Origin of the sequence: Pseudomonas sp. A-B-19 (assembly GCF_019947515.1) — a bacterium.
Lineage (GTDB): Bacteria > Pseudomonadota > Gammaproteobacteria > Pseudomonadales > Pseudomonadaceae > Aquipseudomonas.
In genome coordinates this window covers 1-24566 of sequence record NZ_JAGYGN010000049.1, presented here as the reverse complement: position 1 = coordinate 24566, position 24566 = coordinate 1, and the positions used below count along the sequence as shown (strand labels likewise).

Genomic DNA, 24566 nt, shown 5'->3' with positions numbered 1-24566 from the left:
TGAAGAACCAGACCATGAAGGTCACGATCGACACCGCCAACAGGATCAGGCTGGCCACGGCGTTGATCTCGGGCTTGACCCCCAGACGCACCGCCGAGAACACTTCCATCGGCAGGGTCGTGGAACCCGGACCCGAGACGAAGCTCGCCAGCACCAGGTCATCCAGCGACAGCGCGAAGGACATCATGCCGCCCGCTGCCAGCGACGGGGCGATCATCGGAATGGTGATCAGGAAGAACACCTTGAACGGCTTCGCCCCCAGGTCCATGGCCGCCTCTTCGATGGACAGGTCCAGCTCGCGCAAACGCGCCGAGACCACCACCGCCACGTAGGCTGCGCAGAACGTGGTGTGGGCGATCCAGATGGTGACGATGCCGCGTTCCTGCGGCCAGCCGATCAACTGCGCCATGGCCACGAACAGCAGCAACAGCGACAGACCGGTGATCACCTCAGGCATCACCAGCGGCGCGGTGACCAGGCCACCGAACAGGGTACGGCCCTTGAAGCGTGTAACGCGGGTCAGAACGAACGCGGCTAACGTCCCTAGTGCGACTGCAGCGATGGCGGTGTAGCAGGCGATTTCCAGCGAGCGCCCCACCGAGCCCATCAATTGCGAATTGTCGAGCAGGCCGGCGTACCACTTGATCGACCAGCCACCCCACACCGTCACCAGTTTGGAGGCGTTGAACGAGTAGATCACCAGAATCAGCATCGGCAGGTAGATAAACGACAGGCCGAAAATCAGCATGAACTTTGAAAATCCGAAGCGTTTCATCCCCGTGCCTCCATCTCTTTGGCCTGACTGCGGTTGAACAGAATGATCGGCACAATCAGGATCAACAGCATCACCACCGCCAGGGCAGACGCCACCGGCCAGTCGCGGTTGTTGAAGAACTCTTGCCACAACACACGGCCGATCATCAGGGTTTCCGGGCCGCCCAGCAGTTCCGGAATCACGAACTCACCGACCACCGGAATGAACACCAGCATGCAGCCGGCGATGATGCCGTTCCTGGCCAAAGGCACGGTGATTTTCCAGAAGTTGTTGAAGTTGCTCGAACCCAGGTCCGACGCGGCTTCCAGCAGGCTGCCATCGTGCTTGACCAGGTTGGCGTACAGCGGCAACACCATGAACGGCAGGTAGGCGTAAACGACCCCGATGTAGACGGCGGTGTTGGTGTTGAGGATCTCGATCGGCGCCGAGGTCAGCCCGGTCCACATCAAGAATGCGTTGAGCAAACCGTTGTTGCTGAGGATGCCCATCCACGCGTAAACGCGGATCAGGATCGCGGTCCAGGTCGGCATCATGATCAACAGCAGCAGGACGTTTTGCGCTTCCTTGCTGGCCTTGGTGATCGCGTAGGCCATCGGGAAACCGATCACCAGGCACATCATCGTGCTGAGCAACGCGACTTTCAACGAGCCGAGGTACGCCGAGATGTACAGTTCGTCCTGGGTCAGCAGGCTGTAGTTACCGAGGTTCAACAGCAGCTGAAATTTCTGCTCGGCGAAGGTGTAGATCTCCGAGTACGGCGGAATGGCCAGGGCTGCTTCCGAAAAACTGATCTTCATCACCAGGAAGAACGGCAGCATGAAGAACAGGAACAGCCAGATGAATGGAATCCCGATGACGAGCTTGCGCCCGCTGGGGACCAGTCTCAGGAATTGCTGATTGAAGGTTTTCATGCGCGCAGTACCACGCCGCTGTCGTCTTCCCAGTACACGTAGACCTGCTCGTCCCAGGTCGGACGTGCGCCACGGCGTTCGGCGTTGGCCATGAACGACTGGACGATCTTGCCGCCAGGCAGCTCGACGTAGAACACCGAGTGCCCGCCCAGATAGGCGATGTCATGCACCTTGCCGCTGGACCAGTTGTAGCGGTGCTCAGGCTTGACGGTGCTGACCAGCAGTTTTTCCGGACGGATCGCGTAGGTAACCGACTTGTCCTGCACCGAAGTGCTGACGCCGTGACCGACGTAGATCTTCTGCTCCAGATCCTTGCTGTGGATGATCGCGTGACCTTCCAGGTCTTCTACAACGGTGCCGTCGAAGGCGTTCACGTTGCCGATGAATTCGCAGACCATGCGGCTGACCGGCGCTTCATAGATGTCGACCGGGCTGCCGATCTGGGCGATCCAGCCCAGGTGCATGATCGCGATGCGTTCGGCCATGGTCATGGCCTCTTCCTGGTCGTGGGTCACCATCACGCAGGTCACGCCCACGCGCTCGATGATCTCCACCAGCTCCAGCTGCATTTGCGAACGCAGCTTTTTATCCAGTGCGCCCATCGGTTCGTCAAGCAGCAGCAGTTTCGGCCGCTTGGCCAGGGAGCGGGCCAAGGCCACGCGCTGACGCTGGCCGCCGGACAGTTGGTGCGGTTTGCGCTTGGCGTACTGGGTCATGTGCACCAGGCGCAGCATCTCCTGCACGCGGGCTTCGATTTCGGCCGCTGGCAAACGGTCCTGCTTGAGGCCGAAGGCGATGTTCTGCGCCACCGTCATGTGCGGGAACAGCGCGTAGGACTGGAACATCATGTTGATCGGTCGTTCGTACGGCGGCATGTCGGTGATGTCGACACCGTCGAGCAGAATCCGGCCTTCGGTCGGGCGCTCGAAACCTGCGAGCATGCGCAGCAACGTGGATTTGCCCGATCCCGAACCGCCGAGCAGGGCGAAGATTTCACCCTGATGGATTTCCAGGGACACGTCGTCCACAGCGGTGGTTTCGTCGAATTTCTTGGTGACGCGATCGACTTTCACCAACACCTTTTTCGGTGCCTGGTGACCCTCAAGAGCCTTCCTGTAGATGCTGGAGGCGTTTGCCATGTGAAACTCCCAACAGGTTTCAGTCGCCCGGCCAACACGGCCCGGCTTAATAGTGGATTACAAACCCTGCCGATTGCGGTCCCCTGTAGGAGCTGGCTTGCCAGCGAAGGCGGCCTGCCAGTCAACACTGATGTCGACTGTTCGGGCCTCTTCGCTGGCAAGCCAGCTCCTACGGGGTGACGCACCTGCCGGGTTTATTCGGCGCCGCCATCCTGGCTGCCTGGTCGTACTTGTTGTTATCGCAGTGTGTTGTTTTCGCGAGCGAGGCACGCACAAGCGCCTGCCTGCTCGCGGTGGGCAGTCAATCGTTGAATGTGTGTTTCAGGTCGTCAGCTCGAGTGACGCAGTGCCGCCCGTTGCCGGCAGGCTTGGCCGAACGCCTGGAAAATACTCAAGTAAGGAGGGTTGTCCAGCACTTGCCATTCCGGGTGCCATTGCACGCCGAGGGCAAACGCCTGGCTGTGCTCGACCGAGATCGCTTCGATCAGGCCATCGGGCGCGACGGCTTCAGCGCGCAGGCCGGGCGCGAGGCGCTCGATGCCCTGGCTGTGAATCGAGTTGACCTGGAACACCGCAGGCAGGTCCAGCGCTTCGAACACGCCACCGGGCTGCACATTCACCGCGTGAGCGGGAGCGTATTGCACGGCCAGGTCCGGGTGATTGGCTTCACGGTGATCAAGGAAGCCAGGGAGCTCATGGACCTTCTGATGCAGGCTGCCACCGAACGCCACGTTCATTTCCTGGAAGCCACGGCAGATGCCGAGGACCGGAACGCCCGCTGCAATAGCGGCCCGGATCAGCGGCAGGGTGGTGCGGTCCCGTTGCGGATCGTGCTCCGTACCGGGGGCGCTGTCGGGGCCTTGATAGTGGAAGGGTTCCACGTTCGACGGCGAGCCGGTCAGCAACAGACCGTCGAGCTGCGGCAGCAGATCTTCGATTTCGGTCAGTTCAGCCAAAGAAGGAATAACGACAGGCAGCCCCTGCGCCGCAACGCTGACAGCACGCAAGTACTTGTCACCGCTGATGTGGTAGGGGTGCAGGCCAATCTGTTTGACGCACGCAGTAACGCCGATCAATGGCTTGAATGCCATTTTTATCACCTCGAAGTTTGACACTTGAACGAGCTTTTCCGGAGCTTAGCCTTGTTGATTTTAATTAACAACTCTCATGTAAAAAATTCTAAACGCCGCACGTCCGATCTTCAGGGTTTACGCGTGTTTGAGGGCGTATCCGGCACACTCCTCCTTCTGAAAGGCCCGAAAATAAAGGTTGAAAGGCTGGGTGTTCGCTATTGACTTCACTTTGCCTTTCGGATTGACTGGCTTCGTGAAAGGGCGGTGAACATAATAATTAACAGTAAAAAAATAGGTGCATCATGTCGGTCCCTCTGCGTGCCGTTCAACTCAACGAAGCAAACGCATTCCTTAAGAAACATCCTGAGGTTTTGTACGTCGACCTTCTGATTGCGGATATGAACGGTGTGGTGCGCGGCAAGCGCATCGAGCGCACCAGTCTTCATAAGGTTTACGAGAAAGGCATCAACCTGCCGGCGTCCCTGTTTGCTCTGGACATCAATGGCTCCACGGTGGAAAGCACCGGCCTGGGTCTGGACATCGGCGACTCCGACCGGATCTGCTACCCAATCCCGGGCACCCTTTGCATCGAACCCTGGCAGAAGCGCCCGACTGCGCAACTGCTGATGACCATGCACGAACTCGAAGGCGAGCCATTCTTCGCCGACCCGCGTGAAGTGCTGGCCAATATCGTGCGCAAGTTCGACGACATGGGCCTGACCATCTGCGCCGCGTTCGAGCTGGAGTTCTACCTGATCGACCAGGACAACGTGAACGGTCGTCCGCAATCGCCCCGTTCGCCGGTATCCGGCAAGCGTCCGATGTCGACCCAGGTGTACCTGATCGACGATCTCGACGAATACGTCGACTGCCTCCAGGACATTCTGGAAGGCGCCAAGGAGCAGGGCATCCCGGCCGACGCCATCGTCAAGGAAAGCGCCCCGGCGCAGTTCGAAGTCAACCTGCATCACGTGGCTGACCCGATCAAGGCGTGCGACTACGCGGTTCTGCTCAAGCGTCTGGTGAAGAACATCGCCTACGACCACGAGATGGACACCACCTTCATGGCCAAGCCGTATCCGGGCCAGGCGGGCAACGGTCTGCACGTGCACATTTCGATTCTCGATAAAGAAGGCAACAACATCTTTGCCAGCGAGGATCCCGAGCAGAACGCCGCGCTGCGTCATGCGATCGGCGGTGTGCTCGAGACCCTGCCGGCGCAGATGGCGTTCCTTTGCCCGAACGTCAACTCGTACCGTCGTTTCGGCGCACAGTTCTACGTGCCCAACTCGCCGAGCTGGGGCATCGATAACCGTACCGTGGCCGTGCGTGTACCGACCGGTTCATCCGACGCCGTGCGCATCGAACACCGGGTAGCGGGCGCCGATGCCAACCCGTATCTGCTGATGGCGTCGGTCCTGGCCGGTGTTCACCACGGCCTGACCAACCAGATCGAACCGGGCGCCCCGGTGGAAGGCAACAGCTACGAGCAGAACGAGCAGAGCCTGCCGAACAACCTGCGCGATGCCCTGCGCGAACTGGACGACAGCGAAGTCATGGCCAGGTACATCGACCCGCTGTACATCGACGTGTTCGTGGCATGCAAGGAAAGCGAGCTGGCCGAGTTCGAGAACTCAATTTCCGACCTTGAGTACAACTGGTACTTGCACACCGTCTGATTCATCGATGTCGCCTGATGCACAGCCTTCGCTGGCAAGCCAGCTCCTACAGGGTTGTGTGTCGGGCGCGGCATCTGTGAGCGGCATGGATCAACTGTAGGAGCTGGCTTGCCAGCGAAAACGGTCTATCAGCCAGCACCCGTCGTCTGACACACCGATATCCAATATTCCCCTGCGTCGAGTCACAACCATGACAAACACTCGCAGCGACTGGGAGCAACGCTTCCAGTCCCTCTCTATCGAAGGTCGCGCATTCATTGACGGCCAATACTGCGCGGCCGCCAGTGGCGCCACGTTCGAATGCACAAGCCCAGTGGACGGTCGTTTCCTGGCGAACGTCGCCAGCACCGACGAAGCCGACGCCAACGCCGCAGTCGCCGTGGCACGCCGTACCTTCGAATCCGGCGTGTGGGCCAACCTGGCCCCGGCCGAGCGCAAGCGTGTCCTGATCCGTTTCGCCGACCTGATCCTGGCCAACCAGGAAGAACTGGCCCTGCTCGAAACCCTCGACATGGGCAAGCCGATCAGCGATTCGATGAGCATCGACATTCCGGCGACCGCCAACGCGATCCGCTGGACCGCCGAAGCCATCGACAAGATCTACGACGAAGTCGCCGCCACGCCCCAGGACCAGCTTGGCCTGGTGACCCGCGAAGCCGTCGGCGTGGTCGCGGCCATCGTGCCGTGGAACTTCCCGCTGATCATGGCCAGCTGGAAATTCGCCCCGGCCCTGGCGATGGGCAACTCGTTCATCCTCAAGCCTTCGGAAAAATCCCCGCTGACGGCGATCCGCATCGCCCAGCTGGCACTCGATGCCGGCATCCCGAAAGGCGTGTTCAACGTCCTGCCGGGCTACGGCCACACCGCCGGCAAGGCGCTGGCGCTGCACATGGACGTCGACGTACTGGCCTTCACCGGCTCCACGGCGATTGCCAAGCAACTGATGATCTACGCCGGGCAAAGCAACATGAAACGCGTCTGGGCCGAAGCGGGGGGCAAGAGCCCGAACGTGGTGTTTGCCGACGCGCCGGACTTGCGCGCGGCAGCACAGGCAGCGGCCAGCGGCATCGCCTTCAACCAGGGTGAAGTCTGCACCGCCGGTTCACGCCTGCTGGTGGAGCGCTCGATTCGCGAGCAGTTCATCCCGCTGCTGGTCGAGGCGCTGCAAGCCTGGAAACCGGGGCATGCGCTGGACCCTGCAACAACGGTCGGCGCGGTGGTCGATCAGCGTCAGCTGGAAAACGTGTTGCGCTACATCGAAGTCGGCAAGCAGCAGGGCGGTCAACTGATCGCCGGCGGCAGCCGCACCCTCGAGGACACCGGTGGCCTGTACCTGGAACCGGCGATTTTCGACGGCGTGACCAACGCCATGACCATCGCCCGGGAAGAAATCTTCGGCCCGGTGCTGTCGGTCATCACCTTCGACACCTTCGATGAAGCCCTGGCGATTGCCAATGACAGCATCTTCGGCCTGGCCGCCGGCGTCTGGACCAGCAACCTGAGCAAGGCCCACACCTTCGCCCGTGGCCTGCGTGCCGGCAGCGTCTGGGTTAACCAGTACGACGGCGGCGACATGACCGCGCCGTTCGGTGGGTTCAAGCAGTCGGGTAACGGTCGGGACAAATCGCTGCACGCGTTCGACAAGTACACCGAACTCAAAGCGACCTGGATCAAGCTCTAAGACCTTTAAACGGCGGTCGCCGGCACGTTGTCGGCGGCCATCGGAGAACTGTATGAAACAAGACTCTTTTAACCAACAGCATGTAAACAGCTACTACGCCGCCACCCGCAACTTCACCGGCGATTTCCCGGTGCTGGAAGGGGCGGTGGACTGCGACGTCTGTGTGATCGGCGCCGGCTACACCGGCCTGTCCTCGGCGCTGTTCCTCGCCGAAGCGGGCTACAGCGTGACCGTGCTCGAAGCGGCCAAAGTCGGCTTTGGTGCCAGCGGTCGCAACGGCGGCCAACTGGTCAACTCCTACAGTCGCGACGTCGATGTCATCGAAGAACGTTACGGCGACAAGACCGCCGAAGTTCTCGGCAGCATGATTTTCGAAGGCGCCGATATCATCCGTCAGCGCATACAGCACTACGACATCCAGTGCGATTACCGTCCCGGCGGTATCTTCGCGGCAATGAACAAGAAGCAACTCAAGGGCCTGGCCGAGCAGAAGAAGAGCTGGGAACGCTACGGCAACAAGAACCTGAAAATGCTCGGCGCGGCCGACATCAAGCGCGAAGTCGGCTCCGACGCCTACGTCGGTGGCCTGCTGGACATGCAGGGCGGCCACATTCACCCACTGAACCTGGCTCTCGGCGAAGCCTCGGCCATCATCGGCCTGGGCGGCAAGATCTACGAGCAATCGGCGGCGGTGGAAATCACCTACGGCGAGCCCATCACCGTACGCACTGCAAAAGGCGTGGTGAAGGCCAAGTACCTGCTGATCGCCGGTAACGCCTACCTGCCGCAGGGCCTGGACAATCGTGTGACCAGCAAGAGCATGCCGTGCGGTTCGCAGATCGTCGTCACCGAGCCGTTGTCGGAGCAGCAAGCGCGTAGTCTGATCAAGAACAACTACTGCGTCGAAGACTGCAACTACCTGCTCGACTACTACCGCCTGACCGCGGACAACCGCCTGCTGTACGGCGGCGGCGTGGTCTACGGTGCGCGCGAGCCGGACGACATCGAACAACTGATCCGCCCGAAGATTCTCAAGACCTTCCCGCAATTGAAGGACGTGAAGATCGACTACCGCTGGACCGGCAACTTCCTGCTGACCATGTCGCGCATGCCGCAATTCGGCCGTATCGAGAAGAACGCCTATTACATGCAGGGCTACAGCGGCCACGGAGTCACTTGCTCGCACCTGGCCGGCAAACTGATCTCGGAAATGATCCGTGGCGACGCCGAGCGTTTCGACGCGTTTGCATCCTTGCCGCACATGCCGATGATCGGCGGGCGCACTTTCTCGGCGCCGTTGACCGCCCTCGGTGCCGTGTACTACTCGCTGCGCGACCGTTTCGGGATCTAAGCTTTACCTCGCCGGTGGCATCCCCCAAAAGGTGCCGCCGGTTTTTTATCTCAGCCGCACCGCAAATCCTCTGTAGGAGCGAGCTTGCTCGCGAAGGAAGTCAACGATGACGCGGGAAACCTGAATCACCTCGGCGCCATCGGGTTTTTCGCGAGCAAGCTCGCTCCTGCATATACTGCCGTTTATCGAACCTGCTGAGCATTACGAACAAACATGATTTAATAGCCGCCTTTCACGTTTCCGGGACCGGAAAACGGCGTGATCCGCGCCTGCTCTCCACCCTTCCATTATCCCTGTAGGAGCGAGCTTGCTCGCGATAGCGCCGGTTCAATCAACATCGATGTTGAGGCTAAAATCGCAATCGCGAGCAAGCTCGCTCCTACGGGTTGGCACATAAGGCTGTCATGGACACGGGCTCACGACTCAAATTAGTACGCGAAAGCTACAAAATGTCCCAGCGCGAGCTGGCCCGGCGTAGCGGCGTCACCAATGCAACCATCTCCCTGATCGAACAGAATCGGGTCAGTCCTTCCGTCAGCTCCCTGAAGAAATTGCTGGAGGGCATCCCCATGTCCCTGGCCGACTTCTTTACCTTCGATCAGCCACCGCGCGAACACCAGTACGTCTTCCGCGCCAACGAACAGCCCGACCTCGGCCGCCATGGCCTGCGCCTGCTGCTGATCGGCGCGTCCGTGCCGAGCCGGCAAATGCGCTTGCTGCGCGAGCAATACGCGCCGGGCGCCAGTTCCGGGGAAGAGCCGATCGTGCATGCCGAAGGCGAGGAGTGTGGGTTGGTGACCCGTGGCACGGTGGAATTGACCGTGGATGGCCAGGTGAGCGTGCTCAACGCCGGGGATGGCTACTACTTCCCGACGACCTTGCCGCACCGGTTTCGCAATATCGGGGCGGATGAGGCGGAAATCATCAGTGCCAACACACCGGCGAACTTCTAAAGGAAAAAGGGAAGTTGAATATGCCAGAAACGACAAGGCCCTGAATGATCAAGGCCTTTTTCTATACAATTGCTCAGTCACAACGCGAGGCAATCCTGATCAGCTCCTCGATCAACCATGATTAGGTCGGTTCTGCTCAACAAAATAGCGAACAAGCTCTAGCGCACTTGGACACTGTGGGTGCAAGGCTGCTTGGCGAATGCTGAAACCAAAGTGTTTCGTCATCTTCTTTGCAAATGCAGTTTTGTTACCCGGCCCACGTTTGCCCAATGAATTGGATATTTCTTTTAAACGATCCCATGGTTTGTTCTGCGTCTGCTCGGGCTGTTGCTCATTGAAGTCGTCAATTCCGAGCCATTTGTTCATGGCAAGTGAATCAGCCAGGAACCACCCCTCTAATGCTTTTACAGCGACGAAAATGCTATTTATTCGTGCGTTTTCGATGCGTTCTCTGACAAGGTCAACAGAGACTTCGTCCTCAAGATCAGTCAACACAACGATGATGTCTACCGCTTGCTGATTTAGACGTCCCAGATAGGCATCGATATTTTGCGGCAATAGGTTGCCGCCACCTTTGGCATTGACTACGGGATTGACCAACTCAAAATCGTTTTCCTGCAAAAAAGCTTTGAAGTCGGAAGATTCGATAACGATTTTTTCGCTATCACCCTCAACGATAAATCCAACCTTTACCATGGCAGCCCCCCATCAAAAAGATTGGTCAGCCACGCGGTATCCAACGGTATTTCCTTTTTATTTACTGCTGATTCTAAAGCACACTTGATCTTGGTTTTACCATCCTCTTTATTTACCAACCAAAGCTCTTCAAGGTCGAGGTTACGTACGACAGATTCGCTATGGGTAGTTATGAAAATGGGGTGCTCTACCGAAGCATTTTCACGCATCAGTTGTACTAATTCGCCGATTGCCTTCGGATGAATTCCGCGCTCTGGTTCCTCTATGATTGTCATGCCTGATTTCCCTGCCCGACTGAACACCGCAGTCATAATGCAGAGCGCATAAATTGTCCCATCGGAAATCAAACGTGCTGGGAAACGAGCTTTTGTTCCTTCTTCCTTGAATGTGATCACCGTAGAGCCATCCAGTCTCTGTTTTTCGGTGGACACGCTTTCCATGCCAGGTACGATCAGTTCTATCCATTCCAGAACCTGGTCACGAAAGCGCTCATTTCTCTCCAAAATTGACAACATCGTTGCCACGTTCCTGCCATGACTATCTAGCGTCGTAGCGTCAGCTGTTGAGCTGTCAGGCTCTTTAGCTTCTAGCGGGTCGATTCGAAATACTTGGATATTGGTGAGCATTCGATACAGTGGTGTATGGCTGAGCAGCATTAGCGCGGTCATGTCTTGCGCATACTCAGGTAAGAGCTGCATGCCATGCGTATCACTTAAGGTAATCCGTGTCTCATTACTGCTCTTGCGATCTATGATCTGATTGCCATCGATTTTTAGACTTTCAAGTACCTGAGGTACCCGGTCTATTCCGGATATTTTCAGGTTGTAGTCGAATATTTCTCCATTGAGATTGATTCTGATGGCAAACGAGATTGTCGTGCGCTTTTCCTTTCGATGCTTGAAGCAATGAATCTGCTGGAAACCTCCAAAGTCGCGGATCGCTTGTGCAGCCCCACGTTTTACTACCGCTCCCAGAAAAGCGAACGCATCAGTGATATTGCTTTTACCTGCACCATTGGAGCCGGCTAGAGCGGTAAAGGCTGGCGCATCCCTCAGGATAACGTTTGCCGCGCTCTTGAAGCCCTTGATCTCGAGGTATTCAATTTTCATCGCCAATCCTCAGCTTTCCTCAGTCACTGTATCCCCGCCCAGAAAACTTTGAGGTCAGGTGCATGAAATCAGTTTTCATAACGTGTTCCGCTCAATGGCCCCTGATTCTATAGACAAATTGGAATGTCCGCTCCTAGCCGAAATCGGCCAGCCACGATTAACTTTTCGGGATCCCGGGTCGAAGTGTGTCTTATTTTAGTTTTCGAGCTTAGGTCTCTTCGGTAAATCTCCGGTAGCTGCTTCGAAAATACGAGCCTGAGTAGGAAAAAACCGCCGAAGCGGTTTTCATGGTTAAGTCATCACTACCCTTTGGACACCTCAAACCCCCGCAACTCAATCACGCCAAACACATCCCGCACATCCTGAAGCAGAATCCGTGAGATGTTGGTGACGGTGTTGATGTCGTTTTCGGCGTAGTCAGGGAGGCTGGTGCAGGCCATGAGGTTGAGGTATTGCAGGACGGCGTTGAGGCGTTCGGCGGCGCAGTTGTGGAGTTCGCGCAGCGGGGCGTCACTGTCGATGAGGAGGACGGGGTAGCTGGTGGCGATTTGTTTCATGGGGGTGAAGCGGCGATGCGGATTGTTAGCAGTCATAAGCAAAACTTCCTCGTATCTGTAAGAAGAGCTACTCCCGGTCGCTGCGAATCGAATGGGGTGGTAGCTATGTGCGGGTTCGCAGACCGAGGATACGAGGAACCCGGCAGACCCGAAGATCTCCCACACACAGCCACCATAAAACGACAGATGGGCGCAGGTGCGACCTTCAGTGACGTGGTGGGCTTGCAAGGTTACTACACGTATCTATAGGGCTGCGAAACCCTATCGCCGAATTAGCCAGCGATTGCCCAACCATAAGCATCGATTTCGACGGCTGCAACCGGCCTGTAGGACGCTAAATGCCCCTGTGGCGAGGGAGCTTACTCCCGTTCGGCGGCTCTGCCGCCGTAAAACCGGGCACTGCAGTGTGTCTGAGGAAATGAGTTGCAATAGATGAGGGCTGCTTCGCAGCCCAGCGGGAGCAAGCTCCCTTGCCGCAAAGGGACAAGTCCTACAAATTTTTCAGACGCCAGGATTGAACGTTCGTCGGATGGCGGGTTGCTACCATCGCAATTGCCTGCCGATATCGACACGGCTGCTACGCTTGGTCGTTGCAGTACCCGAGCCCCATTCCTGCTCATGCTGCAAAGGTAATCACGGAGTGCGACATCCATTTCTGTCGGCAACCTGCACGGAGGCAGGCGATGGTGATCAAATGCTTGGCCGATTCGACTGCGGCGCAGGTTCCCGAGCCGCTCGATCGGGAAGAAATCGAACGGGTGCTGGCGCTGTTGCTGGTCAGCCCATTGTTTGCCAAGTCCAGGCGCATGGGCAGCCTGTTGCGCTTTCTGGTCGAACACGACCTTCAGCCATGCAATACGCCGCTGACTGAACACGCCATCGGCATCGCGGTGTTTCGTCGTGACCCGGCAGTGTATTGCACGGGCGATGATCCGGTGGTGCGAGTGCAGGTGGGGCGCTTGCGGCGCAAGCTCGCAGCGCATTACGCCGGTAACGGCCAGCAGGACCCGGTGCGTTTGTGCATTCCACCCGGGTGTTATCGCTTGACCTATCAGCGGCTGCGGCCCAAGGGCGTCGGCACTCGCCATCCTGTGGTCCAGATCCAGCCGTTTACCTGCCTCACCCGCGATGGCAACGACTTTACCCGGGGCTTGTGCGAGGAGTTGAGCTGCCGACTGTTCGAGTCGTTCGAGCAGGCGCAGACCGGGACCAATCATGTGTTGATGCGGGTGGCACGCAACAGCGAGCCGGTACCGGACTTCAAGCGTGGCGGGCGTTACAGCTTTTGCCTGGAGGGCAGCGTGCGGGTCGAGCCTTCGCGGGTGCGAGCGTCATTGCGCCTGGTGGATGTGGCGCAGGGGCGGATTCGTTGGTCGGCGCAGTTCGATCGTGATCGACCCTATGGCATCGCCACCCAGGAGGACCTTGCGCAGTCGATCTGTCGCTCGCTGACGGGCTACTTCGCCACGGCGGGCAAAGAGGAGTGAAAGGGCAACCGCAAGGTTGCCCCGGCATGACGGTTACACGGTTTTCCACTGACCGCCTTCGTAAAGGCGACCTGCGGTGTTATCGAACGTCAAATCGATTTCGATCGCCTTGGAGCGTGAGGTACTGAACATGGTGCTGGTTTGTACGTTCTGTTCGAACCACACGAGGATGGTTTCCACCGGGGTCAGCACGGTATTGCCGGTGACGACCTGGTTTACGGCCACGTAGATTGGCGTACTGACCTGAATGCCATCGATGCCGGTGGACAACTGGTTGACCCCCGGATGAATCGGCGCGTAGTTGTTCACGAAAGTCAGGGAAATGTCCGGGCCACCGGTTACCGCCGGGCTCAGCAGGCCGCTTTCATCAAGTGTCGAGGTTTGCCCCAGGCCAATGTTGACGGTGTTGGTCGAGACTTTGACTTGTACGTTTTCCTTGAACACGTTGGAGGCGAACAGCTGATACTGCGGCGTCCAGCTGAACTCGTTGTTGCTCAGGTAAGCGTCATAGGACTGCCAGACCACGTTGTAGTCGGCGTCACCCACTTTCTTGGCAAAGCACAGTTTGTAGCCGGACTTCTTCAGCAGCGTCAGGTCGCCGGCGGCGATTTCGATGGTGACGGTTTTTTGCGAAGCCGCCAGGGCCGACCTCAGTACCCGGCCGTAATCTGCCGCCTTCAGTTGCGTTGCACCCATGATCGACTTGACGGCTTCTTGCACATCATTGTGAAGCTGCTGGCTCTGTTGGCTGACAGCGATTGATTTGCTCATGGTTTCCCTCTTCCTTGGTGGTGTGTTGGGCAAACAATGGGCTGCTGGCGCTTGGCGCTGCAGTCCATTGATGGCTTCACTCTAGGGGCGAGGGGCAGGGCGGCTAAGTGTCTTGGTGTTACAAGCGGGTATCGGGGTTGTATCAGGGGCTGAGTCAGCGGGGCAGCCGATCGGCCGCCCCGCCTTGACCTCAGGCGGCCCGGGCATCGGCCCAGACGAAGTTCCAGCTGGTGCGTTTGCCCCTGGCGATCTCGATCAACTTGTTCTCGTACACCGTGTGATTGACCACGCCGGTGTAGGTCAGGGTGCGGGCGGCATTGCTCCCGGTGACCTCGCCCGGCTGGCCGCCCGACTCGATCATGGCTTTTTTCATGTCGTTATCCGACGGGGCGCTGCTCTGGTTTTTTTCCACTTTGACGAAACTCATGATTCACCTCTTCCGTGATGGGGGGATCGGTGCCAGTGCGGGCCGACAAGTCGACGAGCCTGTTCCACACCGACGGCCATACTCTATTGGCCAGTTCGGCGGCGCAGAAGTGACAACTGCGGCGCTGAGGTAACAATCGGGAAACAGCGCCAGGCATTGAAGTATCTTCGACGTATCAAGCGTGGATTCGCATCGAAGAAGGTTGCGGCGAGTATCTCGGGCCGAATGGAATTCCATACGAGGTATTAGACAAGCCCCATCCTTCGGCAAACGCCTGCAAGGCTTCGATCGGATGAGCGTAGACGGTCTGGCGCTTGGTGACTCGACGGAACCAACTCCGTGTATATCGTCTAAATTTCAGGGAATATTCCCCACCGCGAAGGAATGAATCATGTTCAGGACTCGATCATTGATTGCAGCTGTTACCTGTTTGACTCTGGTTTGCGGCTCGGTGACGGCGCTGGCCGATCCCGGTAATGGCCAGGGAAACGGGAAGGTCAACCATGGCAACCAGGGCGGTCATGGCAACAAGAACAAGAATTCCGGCGGTGGTGGGGACTGGAGCAATGGCCCGAGCATCAACCGTGGCAGCGTGCTCGAGATCATTGGCGTGAATACGGGCTACTGGAGCCCTGGGCCTGATTTGCCACCGGGTATTCAAAAGAACCTCGCCCGAGGCAAGCCGCTTCCACCCGGCATTGCCAAAAAACTGGATGGCCGACTGGTCGGCAGGCTGCCTCATTATGATGGCTACGAATGGCAGCAAGTCGGCACGGACCTGATCCTGGTTGCGCTGGCCACCGGGCTTGTCTATGAAATTCTCGACGGTGCGTTTGATTAAAGTGTGGAAGGTAGTCTTCCCGCTGACTCAAGGTGCTTCAGCCATTTGTCGTGGTATTTGAACTGTTGGAGGGATATCGCGTCATACGTCACGCGATATCAACCTCCTACGGAAGCCATCATGCTTTTAAAAAACAAGAGTCTCGTTGCTGTAATGTCATGCGCCATGATGCTTGCAGCCGCCCCGCTGCTCCCTGATGGCCTGTCGATCATGGGTTCCGCATACGCGAAGGATGGTGGCGGTGGCGGAAACGGCGGCGGCGGTGGAAACGGCGGTGGAAACGGCGGCGGAAACGGTGGAGGCCACGGCGGCGGTATGGGTGGCGGACACGCCGGTACAGGCCACTCCGGCAGTAACGGCCGCGGCAACGGGCTGGACAGCGACCATGCTGGCAAATCCGTGCGCGACCGTGGCCTGAGCGGGAACCACTACGGTAGTGAGCGCAATGACGATAACGGTCATGGCACCACGACCTCGGGTCTCGCCCACTCCGATACCCGTGGCGTCGCCAAGGCCAGCGCTATTTCGGCCTCGACACCAGGTGATCACAACACCAAAGGCTTGAGTAAAGCCGGGCTGTCGACCTCGAAAAAATCCCATTGAGTTCGTAGTTGTAGACATCGGTTTCTGAAAAGCAAAAAACCCGCTCAAATGCGGGTTTTTTGCATTTGGAATTTGATCGCCGGACATTACACGGACACGCAAAAGCGCCAGGGCGTTATCAGTGAGTAATGACAGGTTCGTGAACTCGGCTTCTACCTGCTCCATCTGCACTCACCAGGCGCCACCGCTCGCACCGGACAACGGGTGGCACGAGTGGTATCGAGGGCCGGCCTGAATGGGTCGCAGCTATTTCGCTAACATTTCAGCCTTGATATCCCCGCAGAAAATATCGACGTTGCCATCGGTCGCAGCCGTGCGCACGACCACCGAATACTTGCCGTCAAGCAGGGTCTGCAACGGCACAGGTGCGGTTCTGGTAAAAGACCAGCCACGTACGGCTTGGCGTTCGGTGTTGACGGTGTCGTTCATCGCGTAGGCGACTGACCCGGGTTGCTGGCAGCCGCCGTTATTGATGAAAGAGTAAAGACGCAAGGGCAGGATGACCCCGGTTGGAACACCGCTGACGAAGAAACTGAGCCCGGTTTTCTTGTCCCAGTCCGTCAACGTGACGGTGCCGATCTGACCGGCGTTCTGCCGGGTGGCGACCAGGGGGACGTTCACGCCGTGAGTCGATGAAGTGGTGCAGCCGAAAAGGCTTGCCGCAACCATCAGTGCTGCCAGTGAGGTTTTGAGCTTCATTGCCAAACTCCTGAGCTGAAGAACTGCAATGGGGGGAGTTAGCCGGTATAGCTCATTTATCGCTTTCATGACGTCGTCCCTATAAGGCTTTGCATTTTTGACCGGTGAGGGTGGGGCGTCTGTCCCCTTCGCCAGTCATCTGGCGGCGTGGCCGTGTAAACCGGCTACATTTGTAACTGGTCGAGCCGGCGTGGACTGCCTGCTGGCACACGCGCTTCGCTGCCGATGAAGGTTTGCGGTGGTTACGCGTGCAGTTAAAGGATTGTGCGGTCAGTTGAGTCTACTCATCATCCGCATGGGACGATTTACGACTGGAGCGACTCATGAATCAACAAGGCAGCCATCCGCAAGAGCGCAGTCCTGGCACTCCACCGCGGGGTACCGTGCGCAGCCTGTTGGTCCCGCAATGGCTCGACAATTACCGGCCCGACTGGCTGCGAGGCGATGTGGTCGCCGGGCTGACGGCAGCGGCGGTGGTCATTCCCAAGGCGCTGGCGTACGCCACCATTGCCGGTCTGCCGGTGCAGGTCGGGCTGTACACGGTGCTGGTGCCGATGGTGATCTATGCCGTGCTCGGTACGTCGCGCCCGCTCAGTGTCAGCACTACGACCACCCTGGCCATTCTCGCCGGTTCCGCCTTGGGCCAGATCAGCCCCACTGGTGATGCGGCGACCTTGCTCGCGGGCTCCGCCACGCTGGCCCTGATGGTGGGCGCGATCCTCATCGTCGCGGGATTGCTGCGCCTGGGCTTCGTCGCCAATTTCATTTCCGAACCGGTGCTGGTGGGCTTCAAGGCCGGCATCGGCGTGGTCATCGTGCTCGACCAGCTACCCAAACTGCTCGGTACTCACATCGACAAAGGTGGTTTCCTGCACAACCTGGTGGCCACGGTACAGAGCGTCGGTCACGCCTCGCTGCCGACGGTGACGGTCGGCGTGTTCATGGTCTTGCTGCTGGTCGGCATGAAGCGTTTTACGCCACGACTGCCCGCACCCTTGATTGCGGTGGCGCTGGGCATCCTTGGCATGAGCCTGTTTGGCCTGGAGAGCTTTGGTGTGTCCGCCGTCGGCCTGGTGCCGATCGGATTGCCTGCGCCGACCCTGCCGGTGTGGTCGCTGGCCGAAACCCTGTGGCCTTCGGCGATGGGCATCGCGCTGATGAGTTTCACTGAAACCATCGCGGCGGGGCGCGCGTTCGCCCGCAGTGACGAGCCCGCGCCACAACCGAACCGGGAGCTGCTGGCCACCGGCGTTGCCAACATCGGCGGCGCATTTCTCGGGGCCATGGTCGCCGGTGGCGGGACCACTCAAACCGCTGTGAACCGTTTGGCCGGCGCCCGTTCGCAACTGGCCGCGCTGGTCACCGCAGCACTGGCTTTGGGTACTTGCCTGCTGCTGGCGCCGCTGATTGGCCTGATGCCCAACGCCACGCTCGCTGCCGTGGTGATTGTGTATTCGGTGGGCCTGATCGAGCCGGCGGAGTTTCGCGAGATCCTGTCGGTTCGCCGTACCGAATTTGCCTGGGCCGTGGTGGCGATGATCGGCGTGATGCTGTTGGGCACGCTGCAAGGGATCGTCGTGGCGATTATCGTCTCGTTGCTGGCCCTGGCGTATCAGGTCTCGGACCCGCCCGTGCATGTCCTGGGACGCAAGCCCGGCACCAATGTCTATCGCCCGCAGTCCGACGACCACGTCAATGACGAACACTTTGACGGGCTGCTGTTGCTTCGGCCTGAAGGGCGGATTTTTTTCGCCAACGCCGAGCGCATCGCCGAAAAGATCCGGCCGCTGATTGATGGGGCGACCCCCAAAGTCGTGGTCCTGGACCTGCGCAGCGTGTTCGACCTCGAATACACGGCCCTGAAAATGCTCACCGGAGCGGAACAGCGAATGCGCGAAAAAGGCATTTCATTGTGGCTGGTGGGCATGAGCCCGGGCGTATGGGACATGGTCATCAAGGCACCCTTGGGCCATACGTTGGGCGAGGCGTGCATGTTCCTGAATCTGGAGCAGGCGGTTGAACACTACCAGCGCAGTCGAGGCTGAATGAACGCGGCCGGGCGCACTCCGGACGCCGTGTAACGCATTGAAGGAGGTAACGGGCATGGCAAAGAAGAAGGCAGCACCGAAAAGCAAACCGGTCGAAGGCGACAAGCTCAGGAACAAGGTGTATCTCGAGGAACTGGCGAAGCTGCACGTCGAGCTGGTCAAGCTGCAGGAGTGGGTGCAGCACACGGGCGCGAAGATTTGCATCATCTTCGAGGGCCGTGACGGTGCCGGCAAGGGCGGGACCATCAAGGCGCTGACCGAACGGGTCAGCCCGCGAGTGTTCCGGGTGATGGCGTTGCCGGCACCCACCGACCGGGAAAAAAGCCAGATGTATTTGCAACGTTATCTGCCGCACCTGCCGGCGGCCGGTGAAGTGGTGATCTTCGATCGCAGCTGGTACAACCGCGCCGGTGTCGAGCGGGTCATGGGTTTTTGCAGCGAAGAGCAGGTGCGCACGTTTCTCACCGTGGCGCCGCGCGTCGAGCAGGCACTGGTCGAATCGGGAATCATCCTGATCAAGTACTGGCTTGAGGTGAGCCAGGAAGAACAGACCCGACGCCTCAAGGCGCGTATCACCGACGGGCGCAAGATCTGGAAGCTGTCACCCATGGACCTCAAGTCCTACAACCGCTGGTACGACTACTCCCGTGCCCGGGACGACATGTTCAAGTATACCGACACCAGATTCGCCCCTTGGCGGGTCACCAACTCCAATGACAAGCGGCGGGCGCGGCTGAACATCATCAGTGATGTGCTGAACAGTATTCCTTATGAAGAAGTACCGCGGGCGAAAGTGAAGCTGCCCAAGCGCCAAAGTCCCGGCAACTATCGGGATCCGAACTATCCATACAAGTTCATCGCGGAAAAGTTCTGATCGATGCATTGGGCAGGAGCCGGCCCGCGCCGGCTCCTGCCGCCTGACATCAGGCCTTGATCACGTACCCATACGCCCGGGTACGACCGCCTTCCTGCTTCAGGTACACCCCCTGCAACTCCGGCGTGAAACCGGGCAAGCGGTTGATGCCTTCTTCCAGGACCAGGAAGTACTTGAGCGCCGCGCCACCCCAGATCTCACCCGGCACTACACACAGCACACCGGGCGGGTAAGGCAACGCACCCTCGGCGGCAATGCGCCCGTCAGCCTCCGCCAGCGCCACCAGTTCGACGTTGCCACGGATGTACTCGATTTGCGCTTGCTGCGGGTTCATGGCCTTTTTTGGAAAGTGTGCCTTGCGGAACATGTCCTTCTGCAATTGCTGCACATTGTGGCTGCGGTACAGATCGTGCATTTCCTGGCAGAGCTGGCGGATGGTGTAGTCGCGGTAGCGTTCCTGGTGCTGCGCGTAGATGGCCGGCAGCACCCGGCTCATCGGTGCGTCGTCCTGAACGAAGCGTTCGAAGCGGGCGATCTGTGCCGCCAGGTGGGTCATCTTCGCCCAGTCTTCGGCCGGCGTGAGCAGGAACAGGATCGAGTTCAGGTCGCACTTTTCCGGGACGATGCCGTTCTCGCGCAGGAAATTGGCCAGGATGCCGGCGTGAATGCCGAAGTCGGTGTAGCTGCCGTCCACCGGGTCGATGCCCGGCGTGGTGAACAGCAGTTTGCAGGGATCGATGAAGTACTGCTTCTCGGCGTAGCCGGCAAAGGCGTGCCAGCGGTCCTTGGGATGGAACTCGAAAAAGCGGATATCGCTGGCGATTTCTTCCGTTGGATAGTCCTCCCACGCACGCCCTTCAATGGTATCCGGCACGAACGGGCGGACCAGGGTGCAGGCTTCGAGGATCAACTTGCGCGCTTCGATACCGAACTTCACGCAGTCTTCCCACAGGCGCAGGCCGCTGCGGCCTGAGTGGATGCGCGCGTTGACATCCAGCGAGGCGAACAGCGGGTAGAACGGGCTCGTCGAGGCCCGGGCCATGAAGGCATTGTTGAGCCGGTGATGGTTGCAGTAGCGGGCCTGCCCCTTGATGTGCCGGTCTTTCTTGTGGATTTGCGAGGCCTGGGAGAAACCGGCCTGCTGTTTGTGCACCGACTGGGTGACGAAGATGCCCGGGTCGTTCTCGCCCAGATCGAGCAACAGCGGCGAGCAATCCTTCATCATTGGAATGAACTGTTCGTAACCGACCCACGCCGAGTCGAACAGGATGTAGTCACACAGTTTGCCGATGCGGTCGACCACTTGCCGGGCGTTGTACACGGTGCCGTCGTAAGTGCCCAGTTGAATGATCGCCAGGCGGAACGGCCGTGGCAGCTGCGCCTTGTCCGGGGCGATTTCGGCGATCAGCTCGCGCAGGTAGTTTTCTTCGAAACAGTGGGCGTCGATGCCGCCGATGAAGCCGTAAGGGTTGCGCGCGGTTTCCAGATAGACCGGCGTGGCACCGGCCTGCAACAACGCACCCTGGTGATTGGACTTGTGGTTGTTGCGGTCGAACAGCACCAGATCGCCCGGGGTCAACAGGGCGTTGGTCACCACCTTGTTCGAGGCCGAGGTGCCGTTGAGCACGAAGTAGGTCTTGTCGGCGTTGAACACCCTGGCCGCATGTTTCTGCGCCAGCAGTGCCGGGCCTTCGTGGATCAGCAGGTCGCCGAGCTTGACGTCGGCGTTGCACATGTCGGCGCGAAACAGCGTCTCGCCGAAGAAGTCGAAAAACTGCCGGCCGGCCGGGTGCTTTCGAAAGAACTGGCCGCCCTGATGGCCGGGGCAGGCAAAGGTCGCGTTGGCGGCTTCGGTGTAGTGCTTGAGCGCATCGAAGAACGGCGGCAGCAGGCTTTCTTCATAGGCCTTGGCGGCGGTCTCGAGTTGGTTACCGTGGTATTCGACGTTGCTGGGGGACAGGTCGAAGATGCCGTTCACTTGCAGCAGCACGTCATTGAGGTGTTTGTAGACTTCCCGGGGGTGGGTGCTAGTGCCGGGGGACGCCACCAGGAAAATCGGGATATCAAAACCGGTGCGCTGAATGGCGTCGAGGGATCCGGCCAACACATCATTGACCGACACCACGGCCACGGCGACGTCGGTGAAGTCGGTGTGACTGAGCGGGACCACCTCCCGGGCGTTCAGGAAACAAGCGGAGGCGCCTTCACTGGCGGCGATTTTCAGGGCTTTCATCGGTGGTGTCTCCTGGCGGGCACTCAATTGTCCGCAGCTTTTTAGAGATCAACTTCCGGGGGAGCCTTCCAGTTCCCCTGATCGGAAATCGTGACACCACTGTTTATAGAGCATATTCCTGATCTGTCAGGCTTTTTACCCCGACCTTGCACATCTTGACGCCTCACGACCTGTCGGTCAGGCGTGTACCAGTGCAATCGTGAACGAGACCACGATCATGCACGCAAAGGCAAAATTGATATTCATGAAGTTTCCATCCAAAACATGAGTGACGGCGCCATCTTGAACAGGTCACAGGAAAATGAAAAATTCGGCGTAATGATTTGAAAGATCGAAAAAAATGATACCTGGCCGGTTCGTTGTTTTTGCGCCGGGTTGCAGATACTCTCGGGTAACACGCAATTACATGCATAAACGAGCAAAAACATGCACGACAACCATTCTGCAGCCGAACTTCCGTCAGTGCGCCGGCAAAAAATCCTGTTGATCCTCGAACGTGACGGCAAGGTCATGGCCTCGCAGATGAGCCAGCATTTCGCGGTGTCCGAAGACACCATCCGCCGCGATCTGGCAGAGCTGGCCAGCGCCGGCCTGGTGCAGCGGGTGCACGGCGGGGCTTTGCCGCGACCCAAGGATACGGGCAAGGACTATTTCACCCGGATCAGCGAAACCGACGAGGTGAAAACCCATCTGGCGCAACTGGCCGCGCAACGGGTGCAGAACGGTCAGATCGTGGTGTTCGACTCCGGCACCACCACCTTGCAGATCGCGCGTTCGCTGCCGGCGGACATCGTCATCACCGCGATCACCGCGTCACCGATGACGGCCATTACCCTGTCCGAATACAAAGGCATCAAGGTGATCCTGGCCGGCGGCCAGCTCAACCCGGCGACGCTGTCGGCCAGCGGTCACGAAACCCAGCGGCTGCTGGCGGGCATCAAGGCCGACCTGTTGTTTACCGGGGTCTGCGCGATACACCCGCAGGTGGGCTTGAGCTCACTGCACTTTGATGAAGTGCCGGTGAAACAGGCGATGCTCGACTGCGCTTCCCACGTGATCGCCGTCACCACCGCGGACAAGCTCGGTGCGGTGGAGCCCTTTGTCGTCGCGCCTTGCAACCGCGTGCACACGCTGATCACCGAACGGCATGTGGCGTCGGGCAATGTCGAGGACTACCGGGTGCTGGGGATCGAGGTGGTGCAGGCTTGAGCATTTTTCGCTGGCATTTGTATTGAATGTTCCGGCCCCTTCGCGGCGGTGCGGCGATCCGACAAGCCAACTCCTACAGGGATTGTGGCGCGTGTAAATGTTTGATTCAGAACATCAGGTGTACACCGAGGCCGATCAGCCCGCAGCCGATCAACACCTCGATTACCCCGCGCTTGAACCGCAGCAATGCAATACCCGCCACGATGGCGATCAGCAGCGAAGGCCAGTCCAGCCGTCCTTCGAAGCCCTTGGGCCAAAGCACGTGGTAGGCAAAGAAACAGGCCAGATTGAGAATCACGCCCACCACGGCGGCCGTAATGGCCGTCAGCGGCGCGGTGAATTTGAGTTCGTTGTGCGTCGACTCCACCAGCGGCCCGCCGGCGAGGATGAACAGGAACGAAGGCAGGAAGGTGAACCAGGTCACCAGCGTGGCGGCTATGGCGCCTGCGACAAAGACCTGGTCCGGGCCAAAGACCTGATGCACGTAGCCGCCGATAAAGCCGACGAAGGCGACGACCATGATCAACGGACCGGGCGTGGTTTCACCGAGCGCCAGGCCGTCGATCATCTGCGTCGCGTCAGCCATCCGTAGTGACCGACCGCGCCCTGGTAGACGTACGGCAGCACTGCGTAGGCGCCACCGAATGTCAGCAGCGCGGCCTTGGTGAAGAACCAGGCCATCTGGGTCAGCGTGCCTTCCCAGCCGAACAGTGCGGTGAGCATGGCCATGGGCAGTGTCCACAAGATCGCACCGATAACGGCCAGAAGCGCCAGCCTCAAGCCACTGAAACGGGCGTGTTCAGGGGTTGGGGTGTCGTCGTCGATCACGGCCGGACCGAAGGACTTTTTCGCTGTGCTGTGGCCACCGGTCCTGAATTTTTCCGGCGCCAGGCGTCCGCCGAAAAAACCGATGACCGCTGCGCCGAGCACGATCAACGGAAACGGCAAGTCGAGCACGAAAATGGCCACGAAGGATGCGGCGGCGATGCCCCATAACCAGCCGTTCTTCAGCGCCCGCGAGCCGATCCGGTGAGCCGCCTGCACCACGATTGCCGTGACCGCCGGCTTGATCCCGTAGAACAATCCGGCAACCACGGGCACTTCACCAAAGGCGATGTACACCCAGGACAGTGCAATCAGGATGAACAGCGACGGCAACACAAACAGCCCGCCAGCGATCACGCCACCCCGGGTTCGGTGCATCAGCCAGCCGATGTAGGTCGCCAACTGCTGAGCCTCAGGCCCGGGCAGTAACATGCAATAGTTGAGGGCGTGCAGAAAGCGCCGCTCGGAGATCCAGCGCCGGCGTTCGACCAGTTCCTGATGCATGATCGAAATCTGTCCCGCCGGCCCGCCAAAGCTGATGAAACCGAGCTTGAGCCAGAACAGGAAGGCTTCGCGCAGGCTGATGGACCGGGGCAGCGGCACATCCTGTTGGGGGATCGGGGAG

21 protein-coding genes and 1 pseudogene are annotated in these 24566 nt (G+C 59.1%); 10 read left to right on the top strand and 12 right to left on the bottom strand.

What is annotated here, in order from left to right; all coding sequences use genetic code 11:
* The 4 genes from KGA81_RS29510 to KGA81_RS29495 form a co-directional block, all read right to left on the bottom strand.
* Nucleotides 1-775, bottom strand: a 775-nt coding sequence (locus KGA81_RS29510) for an ABC transporter permease subunit (RefSeq protein ID WP_223551154.1), incomplete at its 3' end; no start/stop codon positions are given.
* Nucleotides 772-1686, bottom strand: coding sequence for an ABC transporter permease subunit (locus KGA81_RS29505; RefSeq protein WP_223551152.1), 915 nt, complete (start codon nucleotides 1684-1686; stop codon nucleotides 772-774). The genes KGA81_RS29505 and KGA81_RS29510, both read right to left, overlap by 4 nt.
* The gene (locus KGA81_RS29500; RefSeq protein ID WP_223551150.1) at nucleotides 1683-2825 is read right to left on the bottom strand and encodes an ABC transporter ATP-binding protein; all 1143 of its coding nucleotides are present in this window, start codon (nucleotides 2823-2825) and stop codon (nucleotides 1683-1685) included. The genes KGA81_RS29505 and KGA81_RS29500 overlap by 4 nt, the downstream gene beginning before the upstream one ends.
* A gap of 329 nt (nucleotides 2826-3154) precedes the next feature.
* Complete coding sequence (locus KGA81_RS29495) at nucleotides 3155-3916, bottom strand: gamma-glutamyl-gamma-aminobutyrate hydrolase family protein (RefSeq protein WP_223551148.1); 762 nt, start codon at nucleotides 3914-3916, stop codon at nucleotides 3155-3157.
* Nucleotides 3917-4200: 284 nt separating this feature from the next.
* Here KGA81_RS29495 and KGA81_RS29490 point away from each other — a divergent pair, with 284 nt between their 5' ends.
* The 4 genes from KGA81_RS29490 (at nucleotide 4201) to KGA81_RS29475 (ending at nucleotide 9562) form a co-directional block, all read left to right on the top strand.
* On the top strand, nucleotides 4201-5577 hold the full coding sequence (locus KGA81_RS29490) for a glutamine synthetase family protein (RefSeq protein WP_223551146.1): 1377 nt from the start codon (nucleotides 4201-4203) through the stop codon (nucleotides 5575-5577).
* 190 nt (nucleotides 5578-5767) lie between these two features.
* On the top strand, nucleotides 5768-7258 hold the full coding sequence (locus KGA81_RS29485) for an aldehyde dehydrogenase (protein ID WP_223551143.1): 1491 nt from the start codon (nucleotides 5768-5770) through the stop codon (nucleotides 7256-7258).
* A gap of 52 nt (nucleotides 7259-7310) precedes the next feature.
* Nucleotides 7311-8609 carry an NAD(P)/FAD-dependent oxidoreductase gene (locus KGA81_RS29480; protein WP_223551141.1) on the top strand — a complete coding sequence of 433 codons (1299 nt, stop codon included), beginning with the start codon at nucleotides 7311-7313 and terminating at the stop codon, nucleotides 8607-8609.
* Between the two features lie 404 nt (nucleotides 8610-9013).
* Entirely contained in the window at nucleotides 9014-9562 is a 549-nt protein-coding gene (locus KGA81_RS29475) for a cupin domain-containing protein (RefSeq protein ID WP_223551139.1), read from the top strand.
* 111 nt (nucleotides 9563-9673) lie between these two features.
* On the opposite strand, the gene KGA81_RS29470 is transcribed toward KGA81_RS29475, so the two are convergent.
* The 3 genes from KGA81_RS29470 to KGA81_RS29460 form a co-directional block, all read right to left on the bottom strand.
* Nucleotides 9674-10258, bottom strand: coding sequence for a DUF4276 family protein (locus tag KGA81_RS29470; RefSeq protein WP_223551136.1), 585 nt, complete (start codon nucleotides 10256-10258; stop codon nucleotides 9674-9676).
* Entirely contained in the window at nucleotides 10252-11367 is a 1116-nt protein-coding gene (locus KGA81_RS29465) for an AAA family ATPase (RefSeq protein ID WP_223551134.1), read from the bottom strand. The genes KGA81_RS29470 and KGA81_RS29465 overlap by 7 nt, the downstream gene beginning before the upstream one ends.
* 302 nt (nucleotides 11368-11669) lie before the next feature.
* A complete protein-coding gene (locus KGA81_RS29460) occupies nucleotides 11670-11960 on the bottom strand; it encodes a fructose-bisphosphate aldolase (RefSeq protein WP_223551131.1) in 291 nt (96 codons plus the stop codon).
* 647 nt (nucleotides 11961-12607) lie between these two features.
* On the opposite strand from KGA81_RS29460, the gene KGA81_RS29455 reads away from it, so the two are divergent.
* Complete coding sequence (locus KGA81_RS29455; protein ID WP_223551129.1) at nucleotides 12608-13411, top strand: hypothetical protein; 804 nt, start codon at nucleotides 12608-12610, stop codon at nucleotides 13409-13411.
* Nucleotides 13412-13444: 33 nt separating this feature from the next.
* Here KGA81_RS29455 and KGA81_RS29450 read toward each other — a convergent pair whose 3' ends face one another.
* Complete coding sequence (locus KGA81_RS29450) at nucleotides 13445-14182, bottom strand: hypothetical protein (protein ID WP_223551126.1); 738 nt, start codon at nucleotides 14180-14182, stop codon at nucleotides 13445-13447.
* Nucleotides 14183-14372: 190 nt separating this feature from the next.
* Nucleotides 14373-14609, bottom strand: a complete 237-nt coding sequence (locus tag KGA81_RS29445) for a hypothetical protein (RefSeq protein WP_223551124.1) — start codon at nucleotides 14607-14609, stop codon at nucleotides 14373-14375.
* A gap of 391 nt (nucleotides 14610-15000) precedes the next feature.
* Here KGA81_RS29445 and KGA81_RS29440 point away from each other — a divergent pair, with 391 nt between their 5' ends.
* On the top strand, nucleotides 15001-15450 hold the full coding sequence (locus KGA81_RS29440) for an anti-virulence regulator CigR family protein (RefSeq protein WP_223551121.1): 450 nt from the start codon (nucleotides 15001-15003) through the stop codon (nucleotides 15448-15450).
* Nucleotides 15451-15570: 120 nt separating this feature from the next.
* A complete protein-coding gene (locus tag KGA81_RS29435) occupies nucleotides 15571-16053 on the top strand; it encodes a hypothetical protein (RefSeq protein ID WP_223551119.1) in 483 nt (160 codons plus the stop codon).
* A 246-nt stretch (nucleotides 16054-16299) separates the two neighbouring features.
* Here the strand turns inward: KGA81_RS29435 and KGA81_RS29430 are convergent, their stop codons facing one another.
* On the bottom strand, nucleotides 16300-16752 hold the full coding sequence (locus KGA81_RS29430; RefSeq protein WP_223551117.1) for a hypothetical protein: 453 nt from the start codon (nucleotides 16750-16752) through the stop codon (nucleotides 16300-16302).
* A gap of 323 nt (nucleotides 16753-17075) precedes the next feature.
* On the opposite strand from KGA81_RS29430, the gene KGA81_RS29425 reads away from it, so the two are divergent.
* Complete coding sequence (locus tag KGA81_RS29425; protein ID WP_223551115.1) at nucleotides 17076-18797, top strand: SulP family inorganic anion transporter; 1722 nt, start codon at nucleotides 17076-17078, stop codon at nucleotides 18795-18797.
* Nucleotides 18798-18855: 58 nt separating this feature from the next.
* A complete protein-coding gene (gene ppk2, locus KGA81_RS29420) occupies nucleotides 18856-19674 on the top strand; it encodes a polyphosphate kinase 2 (protein WP_223551113.1) in 819 nt (272 codons plus the stop codon).
* Nucleotides 19675-19723: 49 nt separating this feature from the next.
* Here ppk2 and speF read toward each other — a convergent pair whose 3' ends face one another.
* Nucleotides 19724-21907: an ornithine decarboxylase SpeF gene (gene speF, locus KGA81_RS29415; RefSeq protein WP_223551111.1), complete on the bottom strand. Its 2184-nt coding sequence runs from the start codon at nucleotides 21905-21907 to the stop codon at nucleotides 19724-19726.
* A 426-nt stretch (nucleotides 21908-22333) separates the two neighbouring features.
* On the opposite strand from speF, the gene KGA81_RS29410 reads away from it, so the two are divergent.
* Nucleotides 22334-23116 carry a DeoR/GlpR family DNA-binding transcription regulator gene (locus KGA81_RS29410; protein WP_223551109.1) on the top strand — a complete coding sequence of 261 codons (783 nt, stop codon included), beginning with the start codon at nucleotides 22334-22336 and terminating at the stop codon, nucleotides 23114-23116.
* Nucleotides 23117-23222: 106 nt separating this feature from the next.
* Here KGA81_RS29410 and chrA read toward each other — a convergent pair.
* Nucleotides 23223-24559, bottom strand: a pseudogene (chrA, locus tag KGA81_RS29405) (chromate efflux transporter).
* Nucleotides 24560-24566 lie beyond the last annotated feature (7 nt).

What these genes read in the sequence shown, in the direction of transcription:
- KGA81_RS29505 (WP_223551152.1), bottom strand. Translation starts at nt 1,686, where the DNA reads ATGAAAACCTTCAATCAGCAATTCCTGAGACTGGTCCCCAGCGGGCGC.
- KGA81_RS29500 (WP_223551150.1), bottom strand. Translation starts at nt 2,825, where the DNA reads ATGGCAAACGCCTCCAGCATCTACAGGAAGGCTCTTGAGGGTCACCAG.
- KGA81_RS29495 (WP_223551148.1), bottom strand. Translation starts at nt 3,916, where the DNA reads ATGGCATTCAAGCCATTGATCGGCGTTACTGCGTGCGTCAAACAGATT.
- KGA81_RS29490 (WP_223551146.1), top strand. Translation starts at nt 4,201, where the DNA reads ATGTCGGTCCCTCTGCGTGCCGTTCAACTCAACGAAGCAAACGCATTC.
- KGA81_RS29485 (WP_223551143.1), top strand. Translation starts at nt 5,768, where the DNA reads ATGACAAACACTCGCAGCGACTGGGAGCAACGCTTCCAGTCCCTCTCT.
- KGA81_RS29480 (WP_223551141.1), top strand. Translation starts at nt 7,311, where the DNA reads ATGAAACAAGACTCTTTTAACCAACAGCATGTAAACAGCTACTACGCC.
- KGA81_RS29475 (WP_223551139.1), top strand. Translation starts at nt 9,014, where the DNA reads ATGGACACGGGCTCACGACTCAAATTAGTACGCGAAAGCTACAAAATG.
- KGA81_RS29470 (WP_223551136.1), bottom strand. Translation starts at nt 10,258, where the DNA reads ATGGTAAAGGTTGGATTTATCGTTGAGGGTGATAGCGAAAAAATCGTT.
- KGA81_RS29465 (WP_223551134.1), bottom strand. Translation starts at nt 11,367, where the DNA reads ATGAAAATTGAATACCTCGAGATCAAGGGCTTCAAGAGCGCGGCAAAC.
- KGA81_RS29460 (WP_223551131.1), bottom strand. Translation starts at nt 11,960, where the DNA reads ATGACTGCTAACAATCCGCATCGCCGCTTCACCCCCATGAAACAAATC.
- KGA81_RS29455 (WP_223551129.1), top strand. Translation starts at nt 12,608, where the DNA reads ATGGTGATCAAATGCTTGGCCGATTCGACTGCGGCGCAGGTTCCCGAG.
- KGA81_RS29450 (WP_223551126.1), bottom strand. Translation starts at nt 14,182, where the DNA reads ATGAGCAAATCAATCGCTGTCAGCCAACAGAGCCAGCAGCTTCACAAT.
- KGA81_RS29445 (WP_223551124.1), bottom strand. Translation starts at nt 14,609, where the DNA reads ATGAGTTTCGTCAAAGTGGAAAAAAACCAGAGCAGCGCCCCGTCGGAT.
- KGA81_RS29440 (WP_223551121.1), top strand. Translation starts at nt 15,001, where the DNA reads ATGTTCAGGACTCGATCATTGATTGCAGCTGTTACCTGTTTGACTCTG.
- KGA81_RS29435 (WP_223551119.1), top strand. Translation starts at nt 15,571, where the DNA reads ATGCTTTTAAAAAACAAGAGTCTCGTTGCTGTAATGTCATGCGCCATG.
- KGA81_RS29430 (WP_223551117.1), bottom strand. Translation starts at nt 16,752, where the DNA reads ATGAAGCTCAAAACCTCACTGGCAGCACTGATGGTTGCGGCAAGCCTT.
- KGA81_RS29425 (WP_223551115.1), top strand. Translation starts at nt 17,076, where the DNA reads ATGAATCAACAAGGCAGCCATCCGCAAGAGCGCAGTCCTGGCACTCCA.
- ppk2 (WP_223551113.1), top strand. Translation starts at nt 18,856, where the DNA reads ATGGCAAAGAAGAAGGCAGCACCGAAAAGCAAACCGGTCGAAGGCGAC.
- speF (WP_223551111.1), bottom strand. Translation starts at nt 21,907, where the DNA reads ATGAAAGCCCTGAAAATCGCCGCCAGTGAAGGCGCCTCCGCTTGTTTC.
- KGA81_RS29410 (WP_223551109.1), top strand. Translation starts at nt 22,334, where the DNA reads ATGCACGACAACCATTCTGCAGCCGAACTTCCGTCAGTGCGCCGGCAA.